The organism is Erwinia sp. MYb375 (assembly GCF_037479175.1).
In the GTDB taxonomy this organism is placed as follows: domain Bacteria; phylum Pseudomonadota; class Gammaproteobacteria; order Enterobacterales; family Enterobacteriaceae; genus Erwinia; species Erwinia rhapontici.
The window spans coordinates 1370881-1385403 of the sequence record NZ_JBBGZS010000023.1; the positions used below are offsets into that span (position 1 = coordinate 1370881).

Sequence of the window (14523 nt, forward strand, 5' to 3'; positions counted from 1 at the left end):
CAACAGCGGTCCGCCCTCACAGAGAATGATGTACCCACGAGGGTTTACATCAAATCTTCACTGCACTGCGGCACCGGATTACGGAAGCTGCGGGTGACAAAGGCCAGATACAGCAGACCAATCGCGGCCCAGACCAGGCCCAGCACCATGGAGCTCTCTTCCAGATTCACCCACAGAGCCCCCACGGTCAGTGCCCCCATCAGCGGCAATACAAGGAACTTGAAGTTATCTTTCAAGGTCTTGTTACGCTTCTCACGGATCCAGAACTGAGAAATCACCGAGAGGTTAACGAAGGTAAACGCCACCAGCGCACCAAAGTTAATCAGCGCCGTTGCCGTCACCAGATCGAAGGTGATTGAAGAGAGTGCGATCACCCCCACCAGCAGCACGTTCAGTGCCGGCGTACGCCATTTCGGATGGATATAACCGAAGAAACGCACCGGGAATACCCCATCACGGCCCATCACATACATCAGACGTGACACGCCCGCATGCGCCGCCATACCAGAAGCCAGTACCGTCACGCAGGAGAAGATCAGGATACCGAACTGGAAGGCTTTACCTGCCACATACAGCATAATTTCCGGCTGTGACGCGTCCGGATCTTTAAAGCGCGAGATATCCGGGAAGTACAGCTGCAGGAAATACGACACCACAATAAAGATGACGCCGCCGATCAGCGCGGTGAGGAAGATCGCTTTCGGGATAACGCGCTCTGCATCTTTGGTCTCTTCCGACAGTGAGCTGATACCGTCAAAGCCAAGGAAGGAGAAACAGAGTATCGTCGCGCCAGTGATCATCGGCACCACATTGGCGTTTTCTGACCAAAACGGTTTGCTGCTGACCAGCGTGCCTGCGCCTTCACCGTGCGCCACACCCCAGACAACCATCGCCATGATCGCCACCATCACCACCACCTGCAGCACGACAATCACGCTGTTAAAGTTGGCAACGGTTTTGATGCCTTTGAGGTTGGAGAGGGTCATAAAGCCGACCAGCAACACCACAAAGATCCAGGATGGAATGCCAGGAACCAGTGCTTCCCAGTATATTTTCGCCAGCAGGATATTGATCATCGGCATAAACAGATAATCAAGTAGCGAAGACCAGCCGACCATAAAGCCCACGTGCGGGCTGATCGCTTTCTGCGCATAGGTATAGGCCGATCCCGCAGACGGGAAACGACGAACCAACTGGCCGTAGCTCAGTGCGGTAAACAGAATAGCAATCAGCGCAAAGGCGTACGCGGTCGCGACGTGACCATCTGTCAGGCCAGAAACGATGCCAAACGTATCAAATAAGGTCATTGGCTGCATATAAGCCAGACCCATCATCACAACAGGCAGTAACGTCAGCGTTTTTTTCAGTTTTGCACGCGGCTGGGCGGCTGGAGTGAGCGTATCAAACGACATGATTTAGCCTCCCCACAGCATCAACCGTTCTGGGTTGAACCACAGGGGAGCTATGCGTCGTGCGATAGCTTTTCGAAAGAGGATACTGGGAAGAACAGGCAGGCGTGAAGGTATCACCTGCTGTGGCGCCGTAGTCATCGCGCTGGCGGATCCCAGCAGACGCTGGAGTAAGATGGTGAAGCCCCATGTTTGTTTCCTCGATAAAACACGTCAAAGTGTATTTAAAAGCGAATATCTATCCGGTTCTGGACCGGCCTCTTTAAAATTCAAAAATAGTATTGCTGCTGACCGACAGATAAAAAAATACCGCCGCCGGGAAATTAAGCGTCGGTTTACTGGTATCGTTTTGCAGGGCGAACATTCTGCACCAAAGTAAGGCGCGATGACAAGCCCCCAGGAGTTTCAGTTACAATTTATTGAAACAAAGAGAGTAAGCCGGGCGTGACAGTCACACCCGGTACAGGGATTTTCAGGCATTTTTCAGCATCCAGTCAATCTCCGTGGTGGTGATCAACCGTTCAAACTGCATCAGTTCATGGTGCTTACACTGATGCCAGACAAAACCAAAACGCGTGCCCAGTAATGCCTGTATTTGATGGCTTTGCTCAAAGGCATTGAGCGCATCGCTTTGGCGGATCGGCAGCGGGTTCCCTTCCGCTTCATGCCCGTTACCTTTGACCGCAGGGGGTAAAGGTAATTGATTGTCCAGCCCATGTAATATGCCTGCCAGAATGGCCGCCATCACCAGATAAGGATTGGCGTCCGCCCCGGCGACACGATATTCCACGCGATGGTTCTGCTGATCGCCACAGGGGATGCGCAGGGCCACGGTGCGGTTGTTATGGCCCCACGATGCCTGAAGCGGAACGAACGCCTCCGGCAGAAAACGGCGATAAGCGTTCACATTTGGGGCCAGCAGCGCCATTGATGCAGGCATCAGATCAATCATGCCCGCCAGCGCGCGCTTCAGCAGCGGCGAATCGCTGCCATCGTCATTGGCAAAAGCATTATGACCGGCCGCATCCAGCATGCTGATATGCACATGCATGCCACTGCCCGCATAGGCCTCGTAAGGTTTTGCCATAAAGGTGGCATTCATCCCGTGCTGCTCGGCAACCTGGCGCACCAGGCGTTTTAGCTGTACAGCATGATCGCAGGCATTGAGCACATGGCGGGTGTGATGCAAGTTGATTTCAAACTGCCCCGGCGATGCTTCCGCCAGCGCACCGTCAGCCGGTATCCCTTGTAAATGCGCCAGGGAATCGATATCACCCAGTACCGCTGAGAAATGGTCAAGATTATCGACAGAATAGACCTGGCTCTGCATGCTGCGTTCGTCGCTGCCCGGCGCACACGGTGGCTGAATATCGCCTTCCGCGTCACGCTGCTTATCGACCAGATAGAACTCCAGCTCTACCGCTACCACCGGAAACAAACCTCGATTGCGCAGTCGCTGCCAGAGGTGATTGAGTACGTTTCGGGGTTCAACGTCAAAGGGAGTGCCATCTTGATTGCACATAGTCAGCAGAACCTGTGCCAGATGGTGCGGATCCGCCGCTGAGGGGGTTAAGGTGCCTTCAACCGGCATGCAAAGGTTGTCGGGTTCGCCCAGCACCTGGCCGAGCCCGGCCTCTTCAACGGTATTGCCCAGAATATCCATAGCGAAGACCGATGCCGGGAAGTAGCAACCCTTATCGAGTTTTGTCAGGCTGGCGATGGGGATGCGTTTACCGCGAAATACCCCGTTTAAATCATTAAGAAGAATATCGGCATACTGCGTTTCAGGATGGCGTTCCAGATAAGCTTTCACTTCATTCTGGAACGCGCTGGTTCGTTTTTCTTCACTGTGCCGCGTGAAGTCTTCAACTTCGACAATATTGGTCATCGCATCACCTTTTCAGGTTGTTGAATACTGCTCAAAATAACAGCCACTCCCTTAACATAGCGCCAACACAAAAAGTGTGCAAATGTAACTATGCGCTTTATATTTGCGCTTATTGCGTTTGAATATTAAGCACCTGATTGCTAGATTGAAAATATATTGCACAGTTTTCGGCCATTCCGGGCTCGAATGGTTGATATATTGACCAGCGTGAGGAGGGATTGATGGGCATTATTTTTGACAAGCCGTTGATTGGCGTGGTGATGTGCCAGACCAACATGGGCGGCCACCCGACGCAGATGGTGCATAACAAATACCTTGATGCCATTTTATCGACTGGCGGTATCCCGCTCGCCCTGCCCCACGGACTGATGGCCGCTCCTCAGCGGTTAGACAATGCCATGGCGGTGCTGGACGGCATTCTGCTGACCGGCAGCCCCAGCAATATTGAACCCTACCACTACGGCGAGAGCGGCAAAGAAGCCCTGGCCGATCCCGGCCGCGATACGCTCTCTTTTGCCCTGATCCGCTATGCGCTGGACCACCAGATGCCATTGCTGGCGATTTGTCGCGGCTTACAGGAACTGGTGGTAGCCACCGGCGGTACGCTGCACCGTCAGTTACATCAGGTTGCGGGCCTTCAGGAGCATCGTGAGGACGAGGAACTGTCGCTGGACCAGCAATATGCGCCGGCGCATGAAGTCTGGGTGGAACCCGGAGGCTTGCTGGCACCGCTGGTGAATCACTGTGAAAAATTTTGGGTTAACTCCCTGCACCAGCAGGGTATCCGTTCGCCGGGTGATGCCTTGCGCATTGAGGCGCGTGCCGGAGACGGGCTGATCGAGGCTGTCAGCCATCGCCAGCACCCGTTTGCGCTGGCGGTGCAGTGGCATCCTGAATGGCACAGCGACAGCTCGGCGCTGTCACGTCAATTGTTTGAAGGCTTTCTCGCCGCCTGCGCGGCATCAAAAAAGGACGCGCAGCAATGAGTGAAACCACGCTGGCGCCGGGACGGCGCCTATCCGAAATCCGGCAACAGATGGGATTGTCCCAGCGTCGCGTAGCGGAGCTTTCCGGCCTGACGCACAGCGCCATCAGTACAATTGAACAGGACAAAGTCAGCCCGGCCGTCAGCACGCTGCAAAAACTTCTCAAGGTATACGGCCTGTCGCTGTCCGAGTTTTTTGCCGAAAAAGTGCAGGATGAACCGCCAAAGGTGGTGATCGATGCCCATGAGCTGATCGATATCGGCAGTCAGGGCGTATCGCTGCGTCTGATCCACAATGGCAATCCTCAGCGCACGCTGGCGATGCTGCTGGAAACCTACGAACCCGGCGCCACCACCGGCGAAAAAATCCGCCATCAGGGGGAAGAGACCGGCACGCTGCTGGAAGGCGAAATCATTCTGACGATCAGCGGCCAGCACTTCGCACTTCACGCCGGGCAGAGCTATGTGATTGATACCGGCAAACCGCACAGCTTTACCAATTCGTCCACGCGGCCCTGCCGCATTATCAGCGCACATACCCCGGCCACATTCTGACGGCCAGAGGCGATGCTGTTTCCGATCGCCTCTGAGGCAGTGATTAAGGGAGAAGAGATGGAACATATCAACAGCTATTATGCCGCCACCACGAATCCGCACGATCCCTGGCCGGTGCTGGACGGGGATATCCATTGCGACGTCTGCATCATTGGCGGAGGCTTTACCGGACTGTCGTCTGCCCTGTTCCTCACCGAGGCGGGCTACGATGTGGTATTGCTGGAGGCGGCCCGGGTGGGTTTCGGTGCCAGCGGGCGCAATGGCGGCCAGGTGGTTAACTCTTACAGCCGCGATGTTGACGTTATTGAGCAGCGCTACGGCAAAGAAACTGCACGTCTGCTCGGCAGCATGATGTTTGAAGGCGCAACGATCATCCGCGATCGCATCGATCGCTATGCGATTCGCTGCGATTATCGTCCGGGCAGTATTTTCGCCGCGTTGAATAACCGCCAGATGCAGCATCTGACAACTCAACACCAGCTGTGGCAGCGCTATGGCAATCACGACGTCGAACTGCTGGACCAGAGTGGCATACGACGAGAAATAGGCACTGAGCGCTATGTCGGCGGGCTGCTGGATAAACGTGGTGGCCATATTCACCCGTTGAATCTGGCGCTGGGTGAGGCCGAAGCCATTCGCCGCCACGGCGGGCGTATTTATGAAAACTCTGCCGTGACTGCCGTAAACTATGGCACTCCGCATCGGGTGCGTACCGGGCGCGGTGAGGTGACTGCGCGTTTTGTCATCTTTGCCGGGAATGCTTATCTCGCACCACATCTTGAACCGCGGCTGGCGAAAAAAAGCCTGCCCTGTGGTTCACAAATTATTGCCACCGAACCGCTGTCGGCCGACCAGGCCCTCTCGCTACTGCCTAACCATCGCTGCGTGGAGGACTGTAACTATCTGCTGGATTACTTCCGTCTGACGGCGGACAACCGTCTGCTGTATGGGGGAGGCGTGATCTACGGGGCGCGCGATCCGGGCGATATTGATGCCCTTATCCGCCCGAAACTCATGAAGACCTTCCCGCAGCTGGCTGGCGTGAAGTTTGACTATGCGTGGAGCGGTAATTTCCTGCTGACCCTGTCGCGGATGCCACAGTTTGGGCGTCTGGAGAACGGCGTTTACTATATGCAGGGTGACAGCGGCCACGGCGTAACCTGTACCCATCTCGCCGGGAAGCTGGTCACCGAAGCCATGCAGGGAGATGCCGGGCGCTTTGATGCGTTTGCCCGGCTACCGCACCTGCCCTTCCCCGGCGGTCGTCGTCTGCGCGTGCCGTTAACCGCGATCGGTGCGGCGTGGTATGCATTACGAGACCGGCTGGGCGTGTAAGCGGGCCGGACATCAGCACGGGGCGACCGGAAAAAGCGTCCCCCCTACCACAACCCCTTGTTGATTATGACAATGGCATCCTGGCAGGATCGGGATAACGGTACTCAAACCCCAGCTCGCGACAGATTTTACTGCCGTCGATCAGCTTACCGCTGTTTTTATCATGGTCTGCCTGGAAGGTTGGCGGCGTCAGCCCTAACTGCCGCGCAACCTGCGGGTAAAACTGATTACGCGCCGGATGCTGCGGGGCACTGAGATTATAGATATGCCCGCCTTTCGGCGTCTGCAACAGCAGGCTAATCGCCGCAATCACATCGTCCAGGTGCACCAGGTTGACACCCTGATTGCCATTGGCGATATCGGTTTTTCCGGCGAGGAAACGTCCGGGGTGGCGATGTGGGCCAACCAGTCCGGAAAGACGTAAGATATCCACCGAGGTGTTCGGCAGCTTGTGCAGCCAGCTCTCCAGCGTCTTTAGCGTCTGTCCGGCCACGGTGACCGGGTCCAGCACGCTGCTCTCTTTAGTGAGGCCGCTATGCTCACCGTAAACCGAGGTTGAACTGGTAAAGATAATCCGTGGCACGTTAAACGCCAGCGCACTGTCTACCAGTTGCTGCACGGACAGCAGATAATTTTCGCCCCCCGCCGCCGTCCGGCTGGCCGGTAACGTCACCACCAGCGCATCCACGCTGAGTAGCGCCTCAAGATCGTCTGCCTCGCAGTTCAGTTCCGGTGTCAATTCAAGAAGATAACTGTCAATACCGCTTGCTCGCGCAGCATTTACGCCATCAGGCGTGGTTTTCGTACCAGTGACCTGCCAGCCAGCGCCCGCCAGCGACATCGCCAGTGGCATACCTAACCATCCCAGGCCAACAATTGCGACTCGTTTCATCCCTCAGCTCCTGTAGTTAACGCAGATCGTGCAGACCGCTATCTTGTCAGGCTACGCCAGCGCTCAGTCGGTGACAACCGACAGTTGATAAGAGAATTTTTCAACATTGACAAAAAAGTGTTGCGCCACGCGTCCATTCTCGTTAGGTTATTTGTCACGTAATGAATATCCATTCATCCAAGAGAATTTTATGACACGCGTTCAGTTCAATCACCATCATCACCATCACCCTGACTAGTCTTTCAGGCGATGTGTGCTGGAAGACGATCAGGATCTTCCAGTGGTGCAGAACGCAAACTCAGCCCCCGGAAGATCGCCTTCCGGGGGCTTTTTTTATGCCCTCTGATCAGAAGAACGCGGATACACCATACAGACAGGAAAAGGATAAGAACCCATGTTAGATAACACCCGTTTACGCATAGCTATGCAGAAATCAGGCCGTTTAAGCGATGAATCACGCGAATTGCTCGCGCGCTGCGGTATTAAGATCAACCTCCAACAGCAGCGCCTGATCGCCTTCGCCGAAAACATGCCGATTGATATTCTGCGGGTGCGCGATGACGATATTCCGGGCCTGGTGATGGATGGCGTGGTCGATCTGGGGATTATCGGTGAAAACGTGCTGGAAGAAGAGCTGCTGACTCGCCGTGCACAGGGCGAAGATCCCCGTTACTTCACGCTGCGCCGCCTCGACTTCGGTGGCTGTCGACTGTCGCTGGCGATGTCCGTTGATGACGAATATACCGGGCCACAGTGTTTACAAAACACCCGCATTGCCACCTCTTATCCGCACTTGCTGAAAAAGTACCTGGACAAGCAGGGCGTCAACTTCAAATCCTGCCTGCTGAACGGTTCCGTCGAAGTCGCCCCACGCGCCGGCCTGGCCGATGCGATCTGCGACCTGGTCTCGACCGGCGCCACGCTGGAAGCCAACGGTCTGCGTGAAGTGGAAGTGATCTACCGCTCTAAAGCCTGCCTGATTCAGCGCGATGGCGAAATGCCTGCTGCCAAGCAGGAGCTGATCGACAAACTGATGACCCGTATCCAGGGTGTGATCCAGGCGCGTGAATCCAAATACATCATGCTGCACGCACCGAGCGAACGCCTGGACGATATCATCGCCCTGCTGCCGGGTGCTGAGCGCCCCACCCTGCTGCCGCTGGCCGGTGATAAGAGCCGTGTAGCGATGCACATGGTCAGTACTGAAACCCTGTTCTGGGAAACAATGGAAAAACTGAAAGCCCTGGGTGCCAGTTCCATTCTGGTACTGCCCATTGAGAAGATGATGGAGTAATTCGATGGCGACCCTGATGACCCCCATTGCCTGGCAGGATTGCAGTGCCGAACAGCAGCAGACCCTGCTGCTTCGCCCGGCGCTTGGCGCCTCTGACAGCATCAGTGCCACCGTGCGCGGCATTCTCGACAAGGTTTCGAGTGAAGGTGACGATGCGTTGCGTTATTACAGCGCCACCTTCGATAAAACTCAGGTTGATGCACTGCGCGTCAGCGAACAGCAGATCACCGATGCCTGTGCGCGATTGGGTGATGAGATCAAGCAGGCGATGGCTGTTGCGGTCGCCAATATTGATACCTTCCATCAGGCGCAGCAGCTGCCGCCGGTGGATATCGAAACACAACCCGGCGTGCGCTGCCAGCAGGTCACGCGCCCGATAGCGTCAGTCGGCCTCTATATTCCGGGTGGCACGGCTCCGCTGTTCTCCACGGTACTGATGCTGGCTACCCCGGCGCGTATCGCAGGCTGTGGCCGAGTGGTGCTCTGCTCTCCACCCCCGATTGCCGATGAAATCCTTTATGCTGCACGGCTGTGTGGCGTGCAGGAAGTGTTCCAGGTCGGCGGGGCGCAGGCGATTGCCGCCCTCGCCTTCGGGACAGAATCCGTGCCTAAGGTGGATAAAATTTTTGGTCCTGGCAATGCGTATGTCACCGAGGCCAAACGTCAGGTGAGCCAGCGCATGGACGGCGCGGCGATTGATATGCCTGCTGGCCCGTCTGAAGTGCTGGTGATTGCCGATGAAGGGGCCACGCCGGACTTCGTGGCCTCTGATCTGCTGTCACAGGCGGAACACGGCCCGGATTCGCAGGTGATCCTACTGACGCCGTCGCAAACCATGGCCGTGGCGGTCGCCGAAGCCGTTGAACGCCAGCTGGCTGAACTGCCTCGTGCGGCCACGGCAGCAAAAGCCCTGGAAAGCAGCCGCCTGATTGTAATGCGTGATCTGCAACAGTGCGTTGAAGTCAGCAACCGTTACGGGCCTGAGCACCTGATCATTCAGACGCGCCAGGCACGCGACCTGGTCGACAGTATCACCAGTGCCGGTTCTGTGTTTCTCGGTGACTGGTCACCAGAATCCGCAGGTGACTATGCCTCGGGAACCAACCACGTCCTGCCGACCTACGGTTATACCGCCACCTGTTCCAGCCTGGGACTGGCGGATTTCCAGAAGCGCATGACCGTGCAGGAACTGACAAAGCAGGGTTTTATGGGGCTGGCGGCCACCATTGAAACCCTCGCCGCTGCCGAGCAACTGACTGCCCACAAAAATGCCGTGACCCTGCGCGTAGCCGCACTGAAGGAGAAGCCATGAGCAGCAAGATTGAAGATCTGGCCCGTGCTAATGTGCGCGCCCTGACGCCCTACCAGTCGGCACGCCGTCTGGGGGGCAACGGTGATGTCTGGCTGAACGCCAATGAATACCCGCTGGCGGTGCCGTTTGAGCTCAGCCAGCAGACCCTGAATCGCTACCCGGAATGTCAGCCTAAGTTAGTGATTGAGCGTTACGCGGCCTATGCGGGACTGACGCCGGAGCAGGTGCTGGTGAGCCGCGGTGCTGATGAAGGCATCGAACTGTTAATGCGCGCCTTTTGTGAACCGGGTAAAGACGCGGTGTTGTTCTGCCCGCCGACCTACGGTATGTACAGCGTCAGCGCTGAAACCATCGGCATTGAATACCGTACGGTAGAAGCACGCGAAGACTGGCAGCTGAATCTGCCCGCCATCGCTGACCAGTTAGACAATGTGAAACTGGTGTATGTGTGCAGCCCGAACAACCCGACCGGAAATCTGATCAACCCGGATGATATTCGCCAGCTACTGGAGATGACCCGTGGCAAAGCGCTGGTCGTCGCCGATGAAGCCTATATTGAGTTCTGCCCTTCGGCCTCACTCGCTGGCTGGCTGAAAGATTACCCGCACCTGGTGGTGCTCCGTACGCTGTCTAAAGCGTTTGCGCTGGCAGGGCTGCGCTGTGGTTTCACTCTCGCCAACGCCGATGTCATTGCGCTGCTGATGAAAGTGATCGCCCCTTACCCGCTCTCTACGCCTGTGGCGGATATTGCGGGTCAGGCACTGAGCGAGCAGGGCATTGCACTGATGCGCCAGCATGTGAGCGAGCTGGTCGCCACCCGGGAAAAGCTGATTGCCGATCTGCGTACGCTAGACTGCGTTGAGCAGGTGTTTGAGAGCGATACCAACTATATTCTGGCGCGCTTCTCCGCCTCAAGTCAGGTGTTTAAGACCTTGTGGGATCAGGGCATTATTCTGCGCGATCAGAACAAACAGCCTGGTCTGGCGGGCTGCCTGCGCATCTCTATTGGCACGCGCGAAGAGTGTGAACGCGCAGTGGCCGCACTAACATTATTACCCGGTTCATCCGTATCTCAGGAGCAAGCATGAGTCAGAAAGTCCTTTTTATCGATCGCGATGGCACCCTCATTTCTGAGCCGCCAGAAGATTTTCAGGTAGACCGCATGGATAAACTGGCCTTCGAGCCTGACGTCATCCCTGCCCTGCTGTCGTTACAAAAAGCGGGCTATCAGTTGGTGATGATCACCAATCAGGATGGCCTGGGGACCAGCAGCTTCCCGCAGGACGATTTCGACGGTCCGCATAATCTGATGATGCAGATCCTCCGTTCACAGGGCGTGAACTTTAGCGACATTCTGATTTGTCCGCATAAGCCGGAAGATCACTGCGACTGCCGTAAGCCAAAAACCAAAATGGTGGAGGCCTGGCTGGCGGAAGGCGCACTGGATATCGCCAACAGCTATGTGATTGGTGACCGCGCAACTGACGTGCAGCTGGCGCAGAACATGGGCATCACCGGTCTGCTGTACAGCAAAGACCTCAACTGGAACGCGATTGAACAGCAGCTGACGAAGCGTGACCGTTATGCGCTGGTGCAACGCAACACCAAAGAGACGCAGATTAAAGTCGAAGTGTGGCTGGATCGCGAAGGCGACAGCAAAATTAATACCGGCGTGGGTTTCTTTGACCATATGCTCGATCAGATCTCTACCCACGGCGGCTTCCGCATGAACATCGACGTGAAAGGCGATCTCTATATTGACGATCACCACACCGTGGAAGATACCGGGCTGGCGCTGGGTGAAGCCCTGCTGAAAGCACTGGGTGAAAAACGTGGCATCGGTCGTTTCGGTTTCGTGCTGCCAATGGACGAATGCCTGGCACGCTGCGCACTGGATATCTCCGGTCGTCCGCACCTCGAATATAAAGCGGAGTTCAGCTATCAGCGCGTTGGCGATCTGAGCACCGAGATGGTGGAACACTTCTTCAGCTCACTCTCTTACACCATGGCCAGCACCCTGCACCTGCGCACCAAAGGCAAAAATGACCATCACCGCGTTGAAAGCTTGTTTAAAGCCTTCGGCCGCACGCTGCGTCAGGCGATCCGCGTGGAGGGAAATACCCTGCCAAGCTCAAAAGGAGTGCTGTGATGGATGTGGTGATCCTCGATACCGGCTGCGCCAACCTGTCCTCCGTTAAGTGGGCGGTACAGCGCCTTGGCTATGATCCGGTGGTCAGTAAAGAAGCGGATATCGTGCTGAACGCCGACAAACTGTTTCTGCCCGGCGTGGGCACCGCACAGGCAGCGATGGATCAGCTGCGTGAACGCGAACTGATCGCGCTGATTAAAGCCTGTACCCAACCGGTACTGGGTATCTGCCTCGGTATGCAACTGCTGGGCAGCGGTAGCGACGAGAGCGGCGGCGTACCCACACTGAATATCATCGACCAGCCTGTGCAGCGCATGAAAGATCACGGCCTGCCGCTGCCACATATGGGATGGAATCAAATCACCTCGCAAGCGGGTAACCACCTGTTTCGCGGTATTGAAGACGGTGCCTATTTCTACTTCGTGCACGGCTACGCCATGCCGGTCAATGAATACACCATTGCCCAGTGCAATTATGGCGAAGCCTTTACCGCCGCCGTGCAGAAAGATAATTTCTTTGGCGTGCAGTTCCACCCGGAGCGTTCCGGTGCCGCTGGCGCGCAGCTGCTGAAAAACTTCCTGGAGATGTAACCGGCATGATTATCCCGGCATTAGATTTAATTGATGGCAAGGTGGTGCGTCTGCACCAGGGCGATTACGGCCAGCAACGCGACTATGGCAGCGACCCGCTGCCGCGCTTACAGGATTATGAAGCACAGGGTGCGCAGGCACTGCATCTGGTCGATCTGACCGGGGCAAAAGATCCGGCCGCACGTCAGATCCCCCTGCTGACCAAACTGCTGGCAGGCGTCTCCGTCCCGGTGCAGGTGGGTGGCGGTATCCGCACCAAAGAGGATGTGGACGCGCTGTTAAAGGCGGGTGCCACACGCGTAGTGGTGGGGTCTACGGCGGTGAAACAGCCGGAAGAAGTGCAGCAGTGGTTTAAACAATACGGCGCGGAAGCGATTGTGCTGGCGCTGGACGTACGCATTGATGCCAGTAACCGTAAAGAAGTGGCGATCAGCGGCTGGCAGGAAGCCAGCGGCATCACGCTGGAGGAAGTGATTGAGCAGTTTTTGCCGTTCGGCCTGAAACACGTGCTGTGCACGGATATTTCACGCGATGGCACACTCAGTGGCTCTAACGTTGAACTGTATCGCGAAGTGTCTGCCCGCTACCCGAGCATTGCTTTCCAGTCCTCCGGCGGCATCGGCTCTCTGGACGATATTGCTGCCCTGCGCGGCTGTGGCGCTCAGGGCGTGATCGTGGGTCGCGCTCTGCTGGAAGATAAATTCACCGCATCGGAGGCTATCTCATGCTGGCAAAACGGATAATCCCTTGCCTGGACGTACGTGACGGCCAGGTCGTGAAAGGCGTGCAGTTCCGCAACCACGAAATCATCGGCGATATCGTGCCACTGGCGCAGCGCTACGCTCAGGAAGGGGCCGACGAACTGGTGTTTTATGATATCACCGCATCCAGTGATGGCCGTGTGGTGGATAAAAGCTGGATCTCGCGCGTGGCAGAAGTGATTGATATTCCTTTCTGCGTGGCCGGGGGCATTAAGTCGGTTGAAGATGCCGCCCTGCTGCTCTCGTTCGGCGCGGATAAGATTTCGATTAATTCCCCGGCACTCGCCGATCCCTCCCTTATCACGCGCCTGGCCGATCGCTTTGGCGTGCAGTGCATTGTGGTGGGCATCGATACCTGGTATGACAGTGAAAGCGGCAAGTACCATGTGAATCAGTACACCGGCGATGAAAGCCGGACCAAAGTCACCACGTGGGAAACCCTCGACTGGGTGGAAGAAGTGCAGAAGCGTGGCGCGGGTGAGATTGTGCTGAACATGATGAACCAGGATGGCGTGCGCAATGGTTACGACCTGGTACAACTGCAAAAAGTACGTGCACGCTGTAAAGTACCGCTGATTGCTTCCGGCGGCGCGGGCACCATGGAGCATTTCCATGAGGCCTTCCGCGATGCTGACGTTGACGGCGCACTGGCAGCTTCAGTGTTCCATAAACAGATTATTAATATCGGTGAGCTGAAAAGCTACCTGATTGAAAAAGGTGTGGAGATTCGCGCGTGTTAACAGAACAACAACTGTCCCAGCTCGACTGGGTGAAAACCGACGGCATGATGCCCGCTATCGTCCAGCACGCGGTGTCTGGTGAAGTGCTGATGCATGGGTATATGAATCAGGAAGCGCTGGCGAAGACGCTGGAGATTGGCAAAGTGACCTTCTGGTCACGCACTAAACAGCGCCTGTGGACGAAAGGTGAATCCTCGGAGCACTTTCTGAATGTAGTGAGCATCACGCCAGACTGCGATAACGATACGCTGCTGCTGCTGGTCAATCCGGTCGGCCCAACCTGCCATCGTGGCACCACAAGCTGTTTCTCGCCCGCAGCAACAGACTGGACTTTCCTCTATCAACTGGAGCAGATCCTGGCTGAGCGTAAACACGCTGACCCGAAAAGCTCCTATACTGCCAGCCTGTATGCCAGCGGCACTAAGCGCATTGCACAGAAAGTCGGTGAGGAAGGCGTGGAAGTGGCACTGGCTGCGACCGTCAACGACCGTCATGAGCTGACCAATGAAGCCTCTGATTTGGTCTATCATCTGCTGGTCCTGCTGCAGGACCAGGATCTGAACCTGTCAACGGTGATTGAGAATCTGCGTCAGCGTCATAAGTAAGCCCGTCT

The 14523-nt window shown here is 56.3% G+C and carries 16 protein-coding genes and 1 other annotated feature; of the genes, 13 read left to right on the top strand and 3 right to left on the bottom strand.

Annotated elements, in window-relative coordinates; translation table 11 throughout:
- Positions 1-44: 44 nt before the first annotated feature.
- On the bottom strand, positions 45-1412 hold the full coding sequence (locus WH279_RS19240; protein WP_200643510.1) for an APC family permease: 1368 nt from the start codon (positions 1410-1412) through the stop codon (positions 45-47).
- 52 nt (positions 1413-1464) lie between these two features.
- On the opposite strand from WH279_RS19240, the gene WH279_RS19245 reads away from it, so the two are divergent.
- Positions 1465-1788: a hypothetical protein gene (locus WH279_RS19245; protein ID WP_339458066.1), complete on the top strand. Its 324-nt coding sequence runs from the start codon at positions 1465-1467 to the stop codon at positions 1786-1788.
- Positions 1789-1881: 93 nt separating this feature from the next.
- On the opposite strand, the gene WH279_RS19250 is transcribed toward WH279_RS19245, so the two are convergent.
- Positions 1882-3297 (bottom strand): glutamine synthetase family protein, encoded by a 1416-nt coding sequence (locus WH279_RS19250; RefSeq protein WP_339458067.1) that lies wholly within the window; start codon positions 3295-3297, stop codon positions 1882-1884.
- Between the two features lie 221 nt (positions 3298-3518).
- Here WH279_RS19250 and puuD point away from each other — a divergent pair, with 221 nt between their 5' ends.
- Genes puuD through WH279_RS19265 form a run of 3 tightly spaced genes read left to right on the top strand, consistent with a single transcriptional unit; the run spans position 3519 to position 6172 of the window.
- Positions 3519-4283: a gamma-glutamyl-gamma-aminobutyrate hydrolase gene (puuD, locus tag WH279_RS19255; protein ID WP_339458068.1), complete on the top strand. Its 765-nt coding sequence runs from the start codon at positions 3519-3521 to the stop codon at positions 4281-4283.
- Complete coding sequence (gene puuR, locus WH279_RS19260; protein WP_167863653.1) at positions 4280-4837, top strand: HTH-type transcriptional regulator PuuR; 558 nt, start codon at positions 4280-4282, stop codon at positions 4835-4837. Before puuD ends, puuR begins: the two co-directional genes overlap by 4 nt.
- A gap of 57 nt (positions 4838-4894) precedes the next feature.
- Complete coding sequence (locus WH279_RS19265; protein WP_339458069.1) at positions 4895-6172, top strand: NAD(P)/FAD-dependent oxidoreductase; 1278 nt, start codon at positions 4895-4897, stop codon at positions 6170-6172.
- 64 nt (positions 6173-6236) lie between these two features.
- Here the strand turns inward: WH279_RS19265 and WH279_RS19270 are convergent, their stop codons facing one another.
- A complete protein-coding gene (locus WH279_RS19270; protein WP_200643516.1) occupies positions 6237-7064 on the bottom strand; it encodes an SDR family oxidoreductase in 828 nt (275 codons plus the stop codon).
- Between the two features lie 190 nt (positions 7065-7254).
- Here WH279_RS19270 and hisL point away from each other — a divergent pair, with 190 nt between their 5' ends.
- The 9 genes from hisL (at position 7255) to hisIE (ending at position 14515) form a co-directional block, all read left to right on the top strand.
- The gene (hisL, locus tag WH279_RS19275) at positions 7255-7302 is read left to right on the top strand and encodes a his operon leader peptide (protein WP_100396937.1); all 48 of its coding nucleotides are present in this window, start codon (positions 7255-7257) and stop codon (positions 7300-7302) included.
- Positions 7278-7400 (top strand) — a sequence feature (His leader region). (Overlaps the previous gene by 25 nt.)
- A 58-nt stretch (positions 7401-7458) precedes the next feature.
- Entirely contained in the window at positions 7459-8358 is a 900-nt protein-coding gene (gene hisG, locus WH279_RS19280) for an ATP phosphoribosyltransferase (RefSeq protein WP_133841557.1), read from the top strand.
- Positions 8359-8362: 4 nt separating this feature from the next.
- The gene (hisD, locus tag WH279_RS19285; protein WP_167863650.1) at positions 8363-9670 is read left to right on the top strand and encodes a histidinol dehydrogenase; all 1308 of its coding nucleotides are present in this window, start codon (positions 8363-8365) and stop codon (positions 9668-9670) included.
- The gene (gene hisC / locus WH279_RS19290) at positions 9667-10758 is read left to right on the top strand and encodes a histidinol-phosphate transaminase (protein WP_167863649.1); all 1092 of its coding nucleotides are present in this window, start codon (positions 9667-9669) and stop codon (positions 10756-10758) included. The genes hisD and hisC overlap by 4 nt, the downstream gene beginning before the upstream one ends.
- On the top strand, positions 10755-11819 hold the full coding sequence (gene hisB, locus WH279_RS19295; RefSeq protein WP_339458070.1) for a bifunctional histidinol-phosphatase/imidazoleglycerol-phosphate dehydratase HisB: 1065 nt from the start codon (positions 10755-10757) through the stop codon (positions 11817-11819). The genes hisC and hisB overlap by 4 nt, the downstream gene beginning before the upstream one ends.
- Positions 11819-12409, top strand: a complete 591-nt coding sequence (gene hisH / locus WH279_RS19300; protein WP_133841553.1) for an imidazole glycerol phosphate synthase subunit HisH — start codon at positions 11819-11821, stop codon at positions 12407-12409. Before hisB ends, hisH begins: the two co-directional genes overlap by 1 nt.
- A gap of 5 nt (positions 12410-12414) precedes the next feature.
- The gene (gene hisA / locus WH279_RS19305; protein ID WP_200643518.1) at positions 12415-13152 is read left to right on the top strand and encodes a 1-(5-phosphoribosyl)-5-[(5-phosphoribosylamino)methylideneamino]imidazole-4-carboxamide isomerase; all 738 of its coding nucleotides are present in this window, start codon (positions 12415-12417) and stop codon (positions 13150-13152) included.
- On the top strand, positions 13134-13910 hold the full coding sequence (gene hisF / locus WH279_RS19310; RefSeq protein WP_339458071.1) for an imidazole glycerol phosphate synthase subunit HisF: 777 nt from the start codon (positions 13134-13136) through the stop codon (positions 13908-13910). Before hisA ends, hisF begins: the two co-directional genes overlap by 19 nt.
- Positions 13904-14515, top strand: a complete 612-nt coding sequence (hisIE, locus tag WH279_RS19315; RefSeq protein ID WP_339458072.1) for a bifunctional phosphoribosyl-AMP cyclohydrolase/phosphoribosyl-ATP diphosphatase HisIE — start codon at positions 13904-13906, stop codon at positions 14513-14515. Before hisF ends, hisIE begins: the two co-directional genes overlap by 7 nt.
- Positions 14516-14523: the final 8 nt, after the last annotated feature.